General features: G+C 46.3%; 13 protein-coding genes and 1 riboswitch. Of the genes, 8 read left to right on the forward strand and 5 right to left on the reverse strand.

The window, feature by feature from the left end; all coding sequences use genetic code 11:
* The first annotated feature begins 139 nt into the window (after positions 1–139).
* The 6 genes from AB4484_RS07100 (at position 140) to dapD (ending at position 5,716) form a co-directional block, all read left to right on the forward strand.
* Entirely contained in the window at positions 140–1,036 is an 897-nt protein-coding gene (locus AB4484_RS07100; RefSeq protein ID WP_048608012.1) for a LysR family transcriptional regulator, read from the forward strand.
* Positions 1,037–1,124: 88 nt separating this feature from the next.
* On the forward strand, positions 1,125–1,418 hold the full coding sequence (locus AB4484_RS07105) for a YebG family protein (RefSeq protein WP_008223840.1): 294 nt from the start codon (positions 1,125–1,127) through the stop codon (positions 1,416–1,418).
* A 155-nt stretch (positions 1,419–1,573) separates the two neighbouring features.
* A riboswitch (Fluoride riboswitch) is annotated at positions 1,574–1,658 on the forward strand.
* Between the two features lie 194 nt (positions 1,659–1,852).
* Positions 1,853–2,545, forward strand: coding sequence for an iron-sulfur cluster assembly scaffold protein (locus AB4484_RS07110; RefSeq protein WP_048608014.1), 693 nt, complete (start codon positions 1,853–1,855; stop codon positions 2,543–2,545).
* Between the two features lie 23 nt (positions 2,546–2,568).
* On the forward strand, positions 2,569–3,558 hold the full coding sequence (locus tag AB4484_RS07115; RefSeq protein ID WP_122081914.1) for a GGGtGRT protein: 990 nt from the start codon (positions 2,569–2,571) through the stop codon (positions 3,556–3,558).
* 228 nt (positions 3,559–3,786) lie between these two features.
* The gene (locus AB4484_RS07120; RefSeq protein ID WP_048614308.1) at positions 3,787–4,428 is read left to right on the forward strand and encodes a MarC family protein; all 642 of its coding nucleotides are present in this window, start codon (positions 3,787–3,789) and stop codon (positions 4,426–4,428) included.
* A 256-nt stretch (positions 4,429–4,684) separates the two neighbouring features.
* Entirely contained in the window at positions 4,685–5,716 is a 1,032-nt protein-coding gene (gene dapD, locus AB4484_RS07125) for a 2,3,4,5-tetrahydropyridine-2,6-dicarboxylate N-succinyltransferase (protein ID WP_048608022.1), read from the forward strand.
* Between the two features lie 97 nt (positions 5,717–5,813).
* Here dapD and AB4484_RS07130 read toward each other — a convergent pair whose 3' ends face one another.
* Both AB4484_RS07130 and purL read right to left on the reverse strand, forming a co-directional pair.
* Positions 5,814–6,347, reverse strand: a complete 534-nt coding sequence (locus AB4484_RS07130) for a DUF3332 domain-containing protein (protein WP_048608024.1) — start codon at positions 6,345–6,347, stop codon at positions 5,814–5,816.
* A 254-nt stretch (positions 6,348–6,601) separates the two neighbouring features.
* Entirely contained in the window at positions 6,602–10,498 is a 3,897-nt protein-coding gene (purL, locus tag AB4484_RS07135; protein ID WP_372077250.1) for a phosphoribosylformylglycinamidine synthase, read from the reverse strand.
* A 329-nt stretch (positions 10,499–10,827) separates the two neighbouring features.
* Here purL and mltF point away from each other — a divergent pair, with 329 nt between their 5' ends.
* Both mltF and AB4484_RS07145 read left to right on the forward strand, forming a co-directional pair.
* Complete coding sequence (gene mltF / locus AB4484_RS07140; RefSeq protein ID WP_048614314.1) at positions 10,828–12,396, forward strand: membrane-bound lytic murein transglycosylase MltF; 1,569 nt, start codon at positions 10,828–10,830, stop codon at positions 12,394–12,396.
* Between the two features lie 318 nt (positions 12,397–12,714).
* Positions 12,715–12,846 (forward strand): hypothetical protein, encoded by a 132-nt coding sequence (locus AB4484_RS07145; RefSeq protein ID WP_017059878.1) that lies wholly within the window; start codon positions 12,715–12,717, stop codon positions 12,844–12,846.
* A 61-nt stretch (positions 12,847–12,907) separates the two neighbouring features.
* Here the strand turns inward: AB4484_RS07145 and tadA are convergent, their stop codons facing one another.
* The 3 genes from tadA to AB4484_RS07160 all read right to left on the reverse strand — a co-directional run bounded on the left by tadA (position 12,908) and on the right by AB4484_RS07160 (position 16,645).
* A complete protein-coding gene (gene tadA, locus AB4484_RS07150) occupies positions 12,908–13,513 on the reverse strand; it encodes a tRNA adenosine(34) deaminase TadA (RefSeq protein WP_057623811.1) in 606 nt (201 codons plus the stop codon).
* A gap of 85 nt (positions 13,514–13,598) precedes the next feature.
* Positions 13,599–14,888, reverse strand: a complete 1,290-nt coding sequence (locus tag AB4484_RS07155; protein WP_248384715.1) for a hemolysin family protein — start codon at positions 14,886–14,888, stop codon at positions 13,599–13,601.
* A 194-nt stretch (positions 14,889–15,082) separates the two neighbouring features.
* A complete protein-coding gene (locus tag AB4484_RS07160) occupies positions 15,083–16,645 on the reverse strand; it encodes an AbgT family transporter (RefSeq protein WP_248339404.1) in 1,563 nt (520 codons plus the stop codon).
* Positions 16,646–16,674: the final 29 nt, after the last annotated feature.

A 16,674-nucleotide genomic window follows, 5' to 3' on the forward strand; every position in this document is an offset into this window, starting at 1 on the left:
ACAAAACTTGTGAACTCATCAGCTTGTTGAAGCCATAATACGCTTGCACTTCGTTAAACAATATCCAATTATATATAACAAGTGTTCAAAAATAATGAACAAAACCCATTTTCACCAGCAGAGTTAAACTAGGAATCTGATGGCTAATATTTCAATAAAACAGCTCAAAGTGTTCGTCACTATCACTCAGCACTCGACATTGACTGCTGCCTCTGAGGCTCTGTTTCTGTCTAAGGCCGCTGTCAGCATGGCACTAGGCGAAATGGAGAAACAACTCGGCCACTCTCTATTTGACCGGGTCAACAACCGATTAATTCTCAACCAGGAGGGACATAAGTTACTTCCATTGGCGGATGAGATATTACACCGTGCTGCTGGTATTGATGTCTTGTTCCGTGATGATCAACCTTTAAGTGGCAATCTAAAGGTCGGCGCGAGTGACACGATTGGTAATCAGGTCGCACCGTTTATTTTGTCAGGCTTTCGCGAACGAACTCAACATCAGGATCAAAGCTTGTTCATTTCAAACAGTGCACTGATCTGTCAAAAGTTGGTGGATTATGAACTTGATATCGCGCTAATTGAAGGAAAAACATTACACCCTGAACTCATCTCGAGTCAGTTTAGCAGCGATGAAATGTGTATTATTGTTAGTAATCAACATCCTCTCGTTTCAAAAGAAAAAGTAACTTTAAGCGATTTAGAAGACAGCCATTGGATTTTACGTGAATCAGGTTCAGGGACTCGTGAGTTTTTCCTACGAGCCGTCGCACCGCGTATCGAACATTGGTATGAATCCTTTGAACTCAACACCACAGAGGCGATCATCAATTCAGTTTCCGCCAATCTTGGATTCGCGTGTTTATCACGATTGGCAGCACAACGAGCGATTGATTCAGGCCGAGTAAAAGCGCTTGATGTGCCACTCGACATGAAACGACGTTTCTGGATGCTAGTACACAAAGACAAATACCAGAGCCCGCTGCTGAAATCTTTCATGAGTTATTGTGAAGACTGGGCTACACATCAAGATTGAGGCCGCATAGTTAGGGCTCCAACTGGACATTTAGCATCAGAAACTGTATAAAAAGCCAGTAAAATTTATCAAACTTAGAGGATTAACCATGGCTGTTATCGTCAAGTACGTGGTGGAACGCAACGGAGAAGAGAAAATGACTTTTACCTCTAAAGCCGAAGCCGACGCATACGACAAAATGCTGGATATGGCTGATGAGCTTTTTGAACTTTTAGGCAAAAGCGATTTAGTTGAAGATGAAGGCAAGCAAGAAGAACTTGCAATGTACCTAGCGAAGAACAAAGAAGAAGTTCTTTACGCATTAGGTGCTAAGCGTAAACCAGCTCCGAAAAAAGCCAAGAAGCTTGAAGCTGTTGAAGACGCAGAAGAAGATGCAGCGTAACTAGCTGATCGCTTTCTAAAAAACGTCAATGACGCCTCTAATCAGAGTTCGTTATTGGCGTTTTTTTATACTTATCGAAATATAATGAAGCTTGTTTATAGTCGAAATTGCTCTAAACATTCGCTTGCATGAAAGTGTGATAAAGATCTAATCTATAGCCATCAGGTGATGGGGTTCCACCTAAGCTTTTGCTTCAACCGCCCGTTCTTTCCGAACAGTGCTAATGACTCCTACAGAATCGAAAACAGGTAATACTGTTGGATGTATCGCTATTCCTCCATTTTGAAATGGACTTAGTCTATTAAGACCAAGCTCCATGACGCCTTTGGATTATCGATACTCAAGATCTGTAGTGAATTAGCCGCACCTCTTCCAACACGTCCTGTTTTCTCAACGCCCTAGGTCTTCAATGACTCTAATAGTGAGAAAACATTATGCACTACTCTTCAGAAATTCAATCAATGTGCCCTATTCAAAGGGGTGATCTACACACTTCAGCACCAATTCCAGTTGAAGGCGCTATGGTTAGTCCAAAAGATGTCATCGCTATTTCTGGCTTAAGCCATGGCGTCGGCACTTGTGCACCACAACAAGGTGCAGCAAAACTAACGCTGAACGTAAAAAACGGCATCATCGAAGAAGCACTCATCGAAACGATTGGTTGTTCAGGCATGACTCAATCCGCCGCGATGGCAGCAGAAATCCTCACCGGAAGAACCATTCTTGAAGCCCTAAATACTGACTTAGTGTGTGACGCTATTAACGTAGCCATGCGTGAAATCTTCCTGCAGTTTGTTTACGGTCGAACTCAATCAGCTTTCTCTGAAGGCGGTCTAGAAATTGGCGCTGCATTAGAAGACTTAGGTCAAACACAGCGCAGCCAAGTGGGTACCAGTTACTCAACCGCAGCAAAAGGCGTACGTTACCTAGAGCTTGCAGAAGGTTACGTGACCAAGCTAGCGCTTGATGATCACAGCGAAGTGATTGGCTACGAGTATCTCAACCTCGGCAAAATGATGAAGGCGATTAACCAAGGCGTGCCAGCGAATGAAGCGGCCGACCTTGCGACAGGGACCTATGGCCGCTTCGATGAAGCCGTGACCACTATTAACCCACGCCAACAGTAATTTTGCCAATTTAGAGGAAAGATATGATGAACACTCAATTTAATGAATCAGTAACTCGCGTATTGGCAGAAATGAACTTCGACTCTTTAGAGCAAGCGAACCAATACTGTCTATCACACAATGTCGACCCAAAAGCGTTAGTGATGGATACCCAACCTATTGCTTTTGAAAGCGCTGCCGATGCTTATATCCTTGGCTCAGCACTGGCGCTATTTCGCAAAGCCACCAGCGCAGAACAAGCAGCAAATATCATTGGTGAAGGCCTTCAAGCATTCACCAAACCTGGCAGTGTTGCTGAGCAACGCCAAGTGGGGATCGGCCACGGTGCGCTAGCTGCGCGTCTTCTCAATGAAGAGAGTCACTGCTTCGCCTTCCTTGCGGGTCACGAGTCTTTTGCTGCAGCAGAAGGTGCGATTAAAATCGCACTCAACGTCAACAAATCACGTCAAAACCCATTGAAAGTAATCCTAAATGGTCTAGGTAAAGATGCGGCTTACTTAATTTCTCGCATCAATGGTTTTACCTATGTTCGTACTCAATACGATTACCAAACCGGTGAACTTGTTGAAACAGAACGTCGCCGCTTCTCACAAGGCCCTCGCGGAGAGATCTTGTGTTACGGCGCTGATGATGTACGTGAAGGCGTAGCGATTATGCACAGAGAAGAAGTGGATGTCAGTATTACGGGTAACTCAACTAACCCAACGCGCTTCCAACACCCTGTTGCAGGTATCTATAAAGCAGAGCGTACTCGCCAAGGTCTGCCTTACTTCTCAGTTGCTTCAGGCGGCGGTACAGGTAGAACATTGCACCCAGATAACGTGGCAGCAGGCCCAGCATCTTACGGCATGACAGACACCATGGGCAGAATGCACGCTGACGCCCAATTCGCAGGTAGCTCTTCTGTTCCTGCTCACGTGGCGATGATGGGCTTCATCGGCATGGGCAACAACCCAATGGTCGGTGCAACGGTTGCATTGGCTGTGGCAGTAAGCGAATCTCAACACGCATAACGACAAAGTGAGCCCCACAATCTGCCTGTTATGTGGAGTCTGTTAGTTGAGAGTCAAGCAATAACGAACGACTAAAACTCTACACCTATCACTAAAACCAAACAGCCAGCCTTATGCTGGCTGTTTTTTATTCACACTTGCTCTACTATCTATTTCTAATAATTATTTGTATCTAAGATTAAATACATTCTACTGTCGTATTTAACTGCATACTTTCAAAGGAATAATATGAAAGAGCTCATCATTCATACCATTACCGTGTTCATGGGCTTTTTTGCCATCATGAACCCTATCGCCAACACACCGATCTTTCTTGGATTAACAGGTGATAATGATAGGGAAACGGTCAAGTCTATCGCTTTCCGCTCGGTGTTCATCGCCTTCATCATCGTCAGCACCTTTGCTGTGTCGGGGAAGCTCATCTTCGACCTCTTTGGTATCACGCTTTACGCACTTCGCATCACTGGCGGGATCCTCGTGTTCTTGATTGGCTTTCATATGCTGCAAGGTGACTCAACGCACTCTAAAGCGAAAGAGAAGGTCAACTCAGACGCCCAACAAGATGCGGCGCTCAGTATCGCAGTCTCGCCACTGGCAATGCCAATATTAGCCGGACCGGGCACCATTGCCACCGCGATGAACTTTGCCAGCACCGAAGGCATCTACGAAACCATCATCACCATCGTCGCGTTTGGTCTATTGTGTGCCTTAACCTACGTATTGTTTGTATTCGGCGAGCGCTTCGTTAAAGCCGTTGGACCAAGTGCATTGAATGTAATTACCCGAATGATGGGTTTGATACTTGCTGTCATCGGCATGCAGATGTTGATTGAAGGTATTGAACAAGCTCATAAGGCGCTGTTTGTTTAGATAAGGCTATTTAACCGAGAGAATTGATTGAACGAGCCAATTTGTGTTGATCTACACCATTTTCTCATTGCAGAAAAACATCTCCAGAAAGACAAGCAATATCATTTTACAGACTTTATCCCAATGCGCCCTTTCATAACGAGGGCGCTCTCTTTATGATGAACGCAATTAAATTAACTTTGCTAACGGCAGCGCTTGTTATTCGAGCCGTTGTTTTAGAATAGCAAAATCAAGACTCAACACATGGAGATTCAACATGGCTTACTTTTCACTAGCCTTCGGTACGGCAACCAAAAACCGCGACAATAAAATCATTGAAGCGTTCTTCCCTAACCCACTTCTAAACCCAAGCGATGCTCTTGTAGCGGCTGTGGCAGAAGTATCAGGTTACTCTGAAGGCAACCAAGCTATCGAAATCTCTGCTGCACAAAGCGCAGAACTGGCGAAGGCATTCGCAGCAAACGATGATGCAGCTAACGCATCTTTCGCAGAAAAAGCGGCAGCGTCTGAACAGCCACTTGTTCTTGTTGTTCTTGCTACTGACGAGAAGCCAGCATCAGTTGCTGAAGGCTTCCTAAAGCTACAACTTATCTCTAACCGCCTAGTACAACCACACGGTACGGTACTGGACGGCATCTTCGGTCTACTACACAACATCGCATGGACAAACGAAGGCCCAATCGACCTTCCTGAGCTGGCTGAGCGTCAAATCGAAGCTCGCCTTGCGGGTCGCGCTCTGTCTGTAGATTGCGTAGACAAGTTCCCTAAAATGGTGGATTACGTGGTACCAACAGGTATTCGTATTGCTGACACTTCTCGTGTTCGTCTTGGCGCACATGTGGGCGAAGGCACAACAGTAATGCACGAAGGTTTCATCAACTTCAATGCTGGTACAACTGGCGTGAGCATGGTTGAAGGTCGTATCTCTGCGGGTGTTGTTGTAGGTAACGGTTCAGACATCGGCGGCGGCGCTTCTATCATGGGTACTCTGTCTGGTGGCGGTACTATGGTTATCTCTATCGGCGAAAACTGCCTACTAGGCGCAAACGCTGGTCTTGGCTTCCCTATGGGCGACCGTTGTACGGTTGAGTCTGGTCTTTACGTGACTGCGGGAACTAAGGTTCGCATGCTAGATAAAGAAGGCAACGAAGTAGAAATCATTAAAGCTCGCGACCTAGCTGGCGTTTCTGACCTTCTGTTCCGTCGTAACTCAATCACTGGCCAAATTGAATGTCTTGCGAACAAGTCTGCTGTTGAGCTAAACAGCGAGCTACACAGCAACAACTAATCTAAGCGCTAGATGCTAGATGCTAGATGCTAGAAATTACGAAGCCGTTGGGGTTAAATCCAACGGCTTTTCTTTTATATAGGCAGAACAGAGTGGGTTATGCTTTCTCTGCGGCTAGCTGCTCAAGAGCTTGAATAGAAGTCTCTGAAACTAGTGTGCCATCCATGTAATAGCTGACCTTGTCACCATCACGAACGCCTGTCAGTACTGCTTTTTGACCATCGTTGTAAGTAATGTCCATACGAATGGTGTTCTCGTCGATTTGCTGCATCTCACCCCATTCAATCTGACGATTGTTGAAGCCAAGTGGCGCATCTTTCAGTGAATCATCAAGGCTGTCGTTCACATCAATCATGGTATCGACTTTACTATCGAAGATGTGAGGTGCGCCAGTCAATGGGTTTTTACCCGCCCAGAATTCGATCGAGTTAAATACGATGTAATCGGCTGCGGTTGTTAGTGCATAAACCGGAGCAAGCAAGAAGTTGACCCCTGCACGAGCGTAACGGTTATCTACAACCTCAACGTTGAACTTCATTAATTTACCAGTAACGGCGTTACTACCGACACACCCAGCTAACGACATGACAATCGCTGCCACTGCAACTGCTTTTGTGATTGTTGTTTTCATAGTTCCCTCTTATGCCACGATGATTGATTCAGTTTTTGCATAGCCAAACCTGCACACATACAGAAATTCATGACCTAACAAATTGATTCCATAACATTTAGCGTAGTGGAGATTTTTAGAACAGCAAACTGCAAACGTTAATTTTTTCGCTCTGGTTCCTAAATTTTGAAAATAAAAAAGCGCAGACCTTTCGATCTGCGCTTTTTTATTTTTGCATAACCTAGCCTAGATTAATGCGGCTAGTAAGAAAGTGATTAACCCACATTCTTACGTGCGTTTTGGAACATACGCATCCAAGCGCCATTCTCGCCCCAACCTTCCGGAGACCAAGAGTTTGCAACCGTACGGAATACACGCTCTGGGTGCGGCATCATGATAGTCACACGGCCATCTGTCGTCGTTAAACCAGTGATAGCGTTTGGCGAACCGTTCGGGTTGTTCGGGTATTGCTGCGTTTGGTTACCGTTGTTATCAACGTAACGTAGTGCAACCGTACCTGAGTTTTCAATCGCGTTTAGATGGTCGTTGTCACGTACTTCTACGCGGCCTTCACCGTGAGAAACTGCGATTGGCATACGAGAACCTTCCATGCCGTTGAAGAATACAGAATCTGACTTCTGAACCTCAACTAGGCTGAAACGCGCTTCAAAACGCTCTGATTCGTTGCGAACGAAACGTGGCCAGTACTCTGCACCAGGGATAAGTTCACGTAGGTTAGACAACATCTGACAACCGTTACACACACCTAGAGAGAAGGTATCTTCACGCTTGAAGAAGTTTTCAAACTGGTCACGAGTAGAGTCGTTAAACAGAACTGACTTAGCCCAACCTTCACCAGCGCCTAGTACGTCACCGTAAGAGAAGCCACCACAAGCCACAAGGCCGTTGTACTCTTCTAGAACCGCTTGACCCGTTAGGATGTCGCTCATGTGAATGTCAGTTGCTTCGAAGCCTGCACGGTCAAATGCTGCTGCCATTTCAACGTGAGAGTTAACACCCTGCTCACGCAGAATCGCCATCTTAGGCTTAGCACCTGTATTGATGAATGGCGCTGCAATATCTTCGTTTACATCAAAGCTTAGTTTTACGTTTAGACCTGGGTCTGAGTTGTCTTTCTTCGCTTCGTGTTCTTGGTCAGCACACACTGGGTTATCACGCAGACCTTGCATCTTGTGCGTGGTTTCAGCCCAGATAGTACGTAGTTCAGTACGGTTACGTTCAATTACTACAGACTCACCAGACTTAATCACTAGCTCATCAGACACTTCAACAGAACCAATGACATGTGAACACGTTTCTAGGCCGTTTGCTGCAAGAGTAGCAAGTACTGCGTCTAGGTCATCGTTGCGAACTTGGATTACAGCACCTAGCTCTTCGTTGAATAGTGCCGCAAGCGTATCTTCGCCTAACGCCGCAATATCAGCGTTAACACCACAGTGACCTGCGAACGCCATTTCAGCTAGCGTTACGAATAGACCACCATCGCCTTTATCGTGGTAAGCGACAACTTGGTCGTTAGCAACCAGAGCTTGAACGCCTTCGTAGAAACCTTTTAGCTGTGCTGCGTTGTCTACGTCTGCTGGTTTATCACCAAGCTGCTTGTATACCTGTGCAAGTGCTGTCGCACCCATACGGTTTTTGCCGTTACCTAGGTCGATAAGAACTAGGCTTGTATTACCTTTGTCAGTGCGCAGTTGAGGAGTGATTGTCTTACGAACATCTTCAACACGTGCGAACGCAGTGATAACAAGAGATAGCGGAGATGTGACTTCTTTCTGCTCGCCGTTCTCTTCCCACTTAGTCTTCATCGACATTGAGTCTTTACCCACTGGGATAGTTAGACCCAGAGCTGGACATAGTTCTTCACCAACCGCTTTAACCGCTTCGTAAAGACCTGCATCTTCACCTGGGTGACCTGCTGGAGACATCCAGTTAGCCGACAGTTTAATGTGTTTGATATCGCCGATGTTGGTCGCTGCGATGTTAGTAATTGCTTCACCAACCGCTAGACGAGCCGATGCGCCGAAGTCTAGAAGTGCCACTGGCGTACGCTCACCAAGAGACATAGCCTCACCGTGGTAAGAGTCGTAGCTTGCCGCTGTTACTGCGCAGTTAGCAACAGGAACCTGCCATGGACCAACCATTTGGTCACGAGCTACAAGGCCTGTTACCGAGCGGTCACCGATGGTGATAAGGAATGTTTTCTCAGCGACTGTTGGCAAGCGAAGAACACGGTCAACCGCTTCGTTCATCTCGATACCAGAACGGTCAATCGCAGGGTTGTTTGCTTTTAGCGTTTTCGCGTCACGGTGCATCTTAGGTGTCTTACCTAATAGGATGTCCATTGGCATGTCGATTGGCGTGTTGTCGAAGTGTGAATCTTCTAGTTTAAGTTCACGCTCTTCCGTTGCTTTACCAACCACTGCGTATGGTGCACGCTCACGCTTACAAATCGCGTCGAATGTTGCCATATCTTTATCAGCAACTGCCATTACGTAACGCTCTTGAGATTCGTTACACCAGATCTCAAGTGGGCTCATGCCCGGCTCATCGTTTGGTACGTCACGTAGGTTGAAGATACCGCCACGCTCGCCATCGTCTACTAGCTCAGGAAGTGCGTTCGAGATACCGCCCGCGCCCACATCGTGGATGAATGCGATTGGGTTTGCATCACCTAGCTGCCAACAACGGTCGATAACTTCCTGACAACGACGCTCCATTTCTGGGTTTTCACGTTGTACAGAAGCGAAATCAAGATCTTCAGAAGAAGAACCAGAATCCATTGAAGATGCCGCACCGCCGCCAAGGCCGATGTTCATCGCAGGACCACCAAGAACGATTAGGCTTGCACCTACTGGGATCTCTTTCTTCTGAACGTGCTCGTCACGGATGTTACCAAGACCACCAGCCAGCATGATTGGCTTGTGGTAACCACGTACTTCTTCACCTGCGTGAGAGTTTACTTTCTCTTCGTAAGTACGGAAGTAACCTAGTAGGTTTGGACGACCAAATTCGTTGTTGAATGCTGCGCCACCAAGAGGACCTTCAAGCATGATATCCAGAGCAGTTACGATACGGCTCGGCTTACCAAAGTCTGTTTCCCAAGGTTGCACGAAGTTCGGAATCTTCAGGTTAGATACAGAGAAAGCAACCAGACCCGCTTTTGGTTTACCACCAATACCAGTTGCGCCTTCATCACGGATTTCGCCGCCTGAACCTGTCGATGCGCCCGGCCACGGAGAGATTGCCGTTGGGTGGTTGTGCGTTTCAACTTTCATCAAGATGTGTGTTTTTTCTTGGTGGTAGCTGTACTGGCGAGTTTCTGGATCTGGGAAGAAACGACCGACTTCAGAACCAGTCATTACCGCTGCGTTATCTTTATAAGCAGACAGAACGTGTTCTGGTGTCGTTTCAAAAGTGTTCTTAATCATCTTGAACAATGATTTTTCTTGCTTAACGCCGTCGATAGTCCAATCAGCGTTAAAGATCTTGTGACGACAGTGCTCTGAGTTCGCTTGTGCAAACATCATTAGCTCGATGTCAGTCGGGTTACGACCTAGCTTCTCAGTGAAGCTTTCAAGAAGGTAATCAATCTCATCTTCTGCAAGTGCAAGACCTAGGGTAACGTTTGCTTTTTCAAGCGCTTTACGTCCGCCAGTTAATAGGTCAACTTCCGCATAAGGAGCTGGCTCAGCAACGGTAAATAGTGCCGCCGCTGATTCGAAGTCAGTGAAAACCACTTCCATCATACGGTCGTGCAGGATTGCTTTCAGCTCAACAAGTTGAAGCTCAGAAAGTTCAGCAGAGGTTTCAATGTAGAAAGCAGTACCGCGCTCTAGACGTGACACTTTAGCCAGTCCGCAGTTGTGTGCGATATCTGTTGATTTTGAAGACCAAGGCGAGATAGTGCCCGGGCGTGGCGTTGCAAGCAGCAGTAAACCTTCAGGTTCATGCTCTTCAATCGTTGGACCGTAAGTCAGTAGCTTTTCTAGCTTCTCAACTTCAGACTCATCTAGGTCTGCCGTTAGATCAGCAAAGTGGGCAAACTCAGCGTAAATACCTGTTACAGGTAAGCTTAATTCACGACAAAGCTCTAAAAGCTTGTTAACACGAAACTCAGATAGAGCTGGGGAGCCACGCAAAATTCTCATGTGCTTACGTCTCTTATGCAGTTGATTAAGGTAGTATTGGAATAAATTCAGTGGGTTATAGGAACAACCTAACTGTTTTCTTCGAAGCTATTCCCGAAGGTTGCCAAACCTATGCCGATTCCACCTCTTCAATGCGAGCGCATTATAAAGCATTTCTTTTTGTGACGTAACACCAAAAGCAACCGTTTGCGTAATTTTTTTTATCTTTCTGCGTAAATGGTACTTTTGCTGCATTTATCACCACTTTTACAACTGTTTAATTAAACCTGCTTTGCCAGCCTTGCGGGGTTTGGTATAAAGGGGCTTCCACTTTTCGAGATTTCATTTTGATGCCTAAATTTACGCTCATCTTTTCGTCTAAGTTCCTTCTGCTCGCCATCGCCCTATTTGGGTTGGCTGGATGTCAGATTGAATCTGAACCTAAAAGTGTCCTTGAGCAGATACGAGATCGTGGCGTTCTTCGTGTCGGCACCCTAAATAACCAACTCTCTTATTACATCGGTCCTGATGGCCCTGCTGGCTTGGATTACGAATTAGCTCGTGAATTTGCGCAGGAGCTTGGTGTAAAGCTTGAGGTTAAACCCGCTTACCGTTTGTCTGGCTTGTTCCCTGCACTGCAGAAAGGCGAGATCGATCTTATCGCGACCGGCTTAACGCAAAACAACAAACTGACACGCGCTTATCGCGCCGCGCCTGCTTATTACTATGTAAGCCAACAGGTCGTATACAAAAAAGGCCAGTGGCGACCAAGGAACCTTGAGCAACTGATCAATTTTGAGAATGAGCGTCAGGCTGACTTTGTTAAAGCGCAAACTGAATCAGAAGAGGCGGCGTCTACTGACACATTAACGCCATCTTTGGTTGTAGTGAAAGACTCACACTTTGAGCCAACACTAAAACAGCTGCAGAAAACACACGATGACTTTATCTATGATGCGGTCGGTAATGCTGATATCAACGACCTGTTAAAAGAAGTTTCGACTGGCGAGCGCTTATTCACTGTGGCTGACTCGATTGAGCTGTCACTAGCACAACGTTTATACCCAGACGTAGCTTTGGCTTTTGAACTGACAGAAGACCAACCTATCTCTTGGTATTTGCAGAAGTCTGAAGATGAAAGCCTGTATGCTCTGTTGATTGAGTTCTTCGGTAACCTAAAACAGTCTGGTGAGCTGGCTTCACTAGAAGAGAAATACATCGGCCACATCGGTACTTTTGACTACGTTGATACACGCGCCTTTATCCGCGCATTAGACAGCAAGCTGCCAAAATGGTCGCCGCTATTTCAAAAGTACTCTCAAGAATTTGATTGGCGTTTGATTGCCGCTTTGGCCTACCAAGAATCACACTGGAACCCTGTTGCGCGCTCACCAACGGGTGTTCGTGGCATGATGATGTTGACACTACCCACCGCGAAGAGTGTTGGGGTAACCAACCGTCTCGACCCGAAGCAGTCGGTACAAGGCGGAGTTGAGTACCTGCGACGTATCGTTAACCGAGTGCCAGATTCAATCACTCAGCACGAGAAGATTTGGTTTGCCTTAGCCTCATACAATGTAGGTTACGGACACATGATGGATGCTCGACGCTTAACCAAAGCACAAGGTGGTGATCCTGACGCTTGGGGTGATGTAAAAGACCGATTGCCTCTATTGAGACAGAAGAAATACTACAGCCAAACTCGATATGGGTATGCACGTGGTGATGAAGCGAGAAACTACGTTGAAAACATTCGCCGTTATTACCAAAGCATTATTGGCCATGTAAATAAGCGCAATAAAGAACAAGAAGCGACCCTTGAAGGTTTGGTGGTGATCCCACCTTTAGAAACCTCAGGTGCTGAATCGAGTATCAGCGCAGCTCAGTCGACAGTAAGCAGTTCTGAGCCTTCGCAATAAAAACCAAAAGAGCAATGCCATCTAGCATTGCTCTTTTTTATTGTCTTTTTTTCGACTCTTCTTTCGTCGCTACGTGATAAGGAGAAGAGACAGGGAAAATAATGATGAGAGCTCGAGTGTCATATTACAGTAACAATCGAGCCTTATAACGGCACACCACAATCAAGATTATGCTCTGTTGCACTTCGATCCTGGCTTTAGACTAGAACTGCTCTTCTATTTAAGCCAAGCGTGCGACAGGCCAAACAAACGAATAACACTATAATTAAATCGTTAGTCCAAACTAAAAAGTCAGACGACAAATAGGAAATCATTGAAATGATGAAGAAACTGAAATCGAAACGCCTTGATAAGACCGTTGCTGCAAACCGTCGTAAGCGTATGCTTTCAAATAATAAGAAGAAGATCATTTGGCGCAATCGCGCTTTCATGCAGATGATTGCTGAGTAAATGTAGTTACTCAGTCAGTTTGCTTGGCACTCTTGCGATTGAGAGTGCCGAAAGCACGCTGCTATTTCTTGTTGCTAGCCTTCATCTCTGCTTCTAAACGCTGCTCTTCCAACAGACGTTCTTGCTTTCGCTTCTCTTTTATCTCTTTTCTACGACGCTTGAAAAACGCCTGTAATTGTTCACGGCACTCTTCCTCTAACAAACCATGTTCAACGTCGGCATAGTGGTATGAGGCCTGGCTTTCAAACAAATTCAACACTGTACCTGCAGCACCCGCTTTTAAGTCTGGGGCGCCAAACACAATGCGCTTTACTCGGCTGTGTAGCAAGGCACCTGCGCACATTGGGCAAGGCTCTAGCGTGACGTATAAAGTGGTATCGAGTAGCCGATAGTTTTCTAAGGTTTGACCAGCTTTACGCAAGGTTTCAATTTCTGCGTGTGCCGTTGCATCGTGGCTGCCAATCGAGCGGTTCCACCCTTCAGAGATAATCTCCCCATCTTTCACTAATACAGCCCCCACAGGAACCTCTCCCTCACTCTCAGCTTGCTTAGCCACCTCGATGGCGCGTCGCATGAAGATTTCATCTTGAGGGGTGAATTGATGGTCTGACAAAGGGAACTCCAAAAAACAAAGGATAAAAACGAAAATAGGTATGCGGTGAAGCATACCTAATCTTCGTGATAATGAACAATAAAGAGGTTAAGACAACAAGAGACAATGAACCATTGCCGCTTGCTGCTTGGTCGAACTGTTAGCTATTAGCGTCTTCTGTGTCATCGACTATTGGCGTCGCTTTGATGCTCACAATACGATTGTTCTCAACAGAGATAATTTCAAACTGCCACTGCTGGTATTGAACAACTTCGCCTGCATCCGGTAAACGCCCGATTAACCAAGTCACAAGGCCATTCAACGTTTGGAAGCTCTCGCTTTCGCCCTCAAAATCCGACAGCTCTAAACGGTTCTTCAGTTCACTGATAGGAATCAATCCATCCACCAGCAAGCCGTCTTCCACTTGCTCGGTCCAAAGATCGTTCGGGTTATTCGATAGCTCGCCAGCAATCGCCTCGAGGATATCGTAATGAGTCACAAGACCTTGAACATCGCCATACTCGTCGACAATGAATGCCATCTCGGTACCCGACTCTTTAAAGTAGCCAAGTAAACGCAGAGCTTTCATCGATTCTGGAACATAGATCGGCGAGCGAGACAGCCCCATGATCACTTGAATGCTTAGATTGCCCGCCTGATTCAGCAAGGCTTTGGCTGACACTGTACCCACCACTTTATTGAGGTGGTCTTGGCACAATGGAAATACACTGTGTTTTGATGAGCGCAGTTTCTTTAAGATCTGCTCAACGGGTTGGTCGACATCCAGAAAGTCGATGTCTCGACGCGGAGTCATCAATGAGCTCACAAGGCGATCATCAAGCTGCAAGATATTACGAATCATCTCTTGTTCGCCGCGTTCAATCACACCCGATTCAGAGCCCTCTTTTACAAGTGCATGGATATCATCTTCAGTAACGCTATCTTCTTCACCGCCTCGGCCCATCAACTTAAGAATACCTTCCGTTGAAGCCGACAACGCAAACACAAACGGCGTCGCGATTTTAGATAACCAGAAGATTGGCAGCGCGACTAACACAGCAATGTTTTCAGCTTGAGACTGAGCAAAACGCTTTGGTACCAACTCACCGACAACGATAGCGAAATAAGTAATACCTACCACCACAACCGCAGTAGACAAGATGTTCGCTTGTGTTGGGTCTAATCCCCACAGTTCAAGTTGAACGGCCAGTGGAGCCGATAGCGTCGCCTCACCCACAATACCGCTGAGTAGGCCGATTACCGTGATACCGATTTGGATTGTTGAGAGGAAGCGGGTTGGGTTTTCTTTGAGCTCTAGAGCAACCTGAGCTGAGCGGTGTTTTTCGGCTAAGCGTTTCAGCCGACTATTTTTTGCTGCTACCAATGCAATCTCTGACATGGCAAACAGACCATTTAAAACAATTAACCCTACTAAAAGCAGAATCTTCATGTGGCTTGGATTTCCTAAATTTACCGGCCAACAATTAGCCGTAATCCGGAGTATAAGCTGAGTGCGTTTGTTTTGGATATAAAAATTTTTGGATATAAAAAAGTCTTGGATATAGAAAAAATAGCGAAAAAAAAGCCCGCACATTTCGGTGCGGGCTTAGCAATGGATAAAGCTTAGTTTTGCTTAGTTCAATCTTACATTGTGTAAGTGTAAGGCGCTTGGATACCTAGTGGGATACCAAGAGCCCAGTAAGCTAGCAAGAAGATAGACCAACCGATTAGCATAGCAATCGAGAATGGCATCATTAGAGAAGCTAGAGTACCGATACCTGTCGACTTAACGTAGCGCTGACAGTAAACAACAACCAGTGGGAAGAACACCATTAGTGGAGAGATGATGTTAGACACTGAGTCACCTACACGGTAAGCCGCTTGAGATAGCTCAGGAGAGATACCCACAACCATTAGCATTGGAACTAGGATTGGACCGATAAGAGCCCACTTAGCTGAAGCCGAACCTACAAGCAGGTTAACTGAAGCCGTTAGTAGAATCATACCAACAACCGTTGCTTCACCAGGAAGGTCCATCGCTTTCAGGCCTTCAGCACCGTAAAGTGCCAGCATAGTACCGATGTTTGATTGACCGAATGCAGATAGGAACTGTGCACAGAAGAACGACATTACAATGTATGCGCCCATCGTAGCCATTGTCTCTGACATTGCTTTGATTACGTCATTGCTGTTCTTGAAAGTACCCGCTACACGGCCGTAGACGATACCTGGAATGATGAACAGGATGAAGATCAGAGGAACGATAGACTTCATAACTGGTGCAGAGAACGCTGTTAGCTCACCTTCAGGCGAACGAAGCGCTGAGTTCTCAGGAACTAGAGCCGCGATAAGCAGACCAATACCCGCAACCATTGCCCAACCAGCAAACTTGAATGCTTTAGATTCGATTGCAGTGAACGTACCTAGATCAGGTGCTGCTTCTGCATCTTCATCAACTGGCGTATTAGCAAGACGAGGCTCGATAATTTTCTCAGTTACGTACCAACCGATAGCAACAATAAGAACTGAAGATAGGCCAGTAAAGAAGATGTTCGCTAGAGGGTTAATCACGTATTCAGGGTCAAGAACGTTTGCCGCTGTTTGAGTGAAACCAGCCAGTAGCGGGTCAATACCTGAAGGGATGAAGTTCGCAGAGAAACCACCTGATACACCAGCAAACGCTGCTGCAATACCCGCTAGAGGGTGACGACCCGCCGCGTGGAAGATGATACCGCCAAGAGGGATGACTAGAACGTAACCTGCATCTGCTGCTGTGTGAGACACGATAGCAACAAGAATTAGCATTGGCGTTAGTAGCTTAGCTGGCGTGAAGTTAAGCATCTTCTTAAGGCCAGTCGTAATGAAGCCTGAAGAGTCTGCAACGCCAACACCTAGCATAGCAACAAGTACGATGCCTAGAGGTGCGAAGCCTGTGAACGTGGTAACCATATTCGCTAGGAAGCTAGCAAGCGCTTCACCAGTTAGTAGGTTGTTTACTTCAAGAGCAGCACCCGTTTGAGGGTTGATTAAGTCGAATGAAAGATTCGATAAAAGTGCAGATGCTACCCATACAATAACTAGAGCCCAGAAGAACAGGATTGCTGGATCTGGAATTTTGTTGCCGGCGCGTTCAATGAAGTTTAGAAAGCGGTCCATACCACTGATCTTGTCAGTCGATGGTGCTTTTTTTACGGCTTGGTTACTCATGGTAACTCCATATGTGATGTTGTTTTGTT

Source organism: Vibrio sp. 10N.261.46.A3 (assembly GCF_041472995.1).
GTDB classification, from domain to species: domain Bacteria; phylum Pseudomonadota; class Gammaproteobacteria; order Enterobacterales; family Vibrionaceae; genus Vibrio; species Vibrio coralliirubri.

Coding starts and splice junctions, on each gene's coding strand:
- AB4484_RS07100 (WP_048608012.1), top strand. CDS start 140: ATGGCTAATATTTCAATAAAACAGCTCAAAGTGTTCGTCACTATCACT.
- AB4484_RS07105 (WP_008223840.1), top strand. CDS start 1,125: ATGGCTGTTATCGTCAAGTACGTGGTGGAACGCAACGGAGAAGAGAAA.
- AB4484_RS07110 (WP_048608014.1), top strand. CDS start 1,853: ATGCACTACTCTTCAGAAATTCAATCAATGTGCCCTATTCAAAGGGGT.
- AB4484_RS07115 (WP_122081914.1), top strand. CDS start 2,569: ATGATGAACACTCAATTTAATGAATCAGTAACTCGCGTATTGGCAGAA.
- AB4484_RS07120 (WP_048614308.1), top strand. CDS start 3,787: ATGAAAGAGCTCATCATTCATACCATTACCGTGTTCATGGGCTTTTTT.
- dapD (WP_048608022.1), top strand. CDS start 4,685: ATGGCTTACTTTTCACTAGCCTTCGGTACGGCAACCAAAAACCGCGAC.
- AB4484_RS07130 (WP_048608024.1), bottom strand. CDS start 6,347: ATGAAAACAACAATCACAAAAGCAGTTGCAGTGGCAGCGATTGTCATG.
- purL (WP_372077250.1), bottom strand. CDS start 10,498: ATGAGAATTTTGCGTGGCTCCCCAGCTCTATCTGAGTTTCGTGTTAAC.
- mltF (WP_048614314.1), top strand. CDS start 10,828: ATGCCTAAATTTACGCTCATCTTTTCGTCTAAGTTCCTTCTGCTCGCC.
- AB4484_RS07145 (WP_017059878.1), top strand. CDS start 12,715: ATGATGAAGAAACTGAAATCGAAACGCCTTGATAAGACCGTTGCTGCA.
- tadA (WP_057623811.1), bottom strand. CDS start 13,513: ATGCTTCACCGCATACCTATTTTCGTTTTTATCCTTTGTTTTTTGGAG.
- AB4484_RS07155 (WP_248384715.1), bottom strand. CDS start 14,888: ATGAAGATTCTGCTTTTAGTAGGGTTAATTGTTTTAAATGGTCTGTTT.
- AB4484_RS07160 (WP_248339404.1), bottom strand. CDS start 16,645: ATGAGTAACCAAGCCGTAAAAAAAGCACCATCGACTGACAAGATCAGT.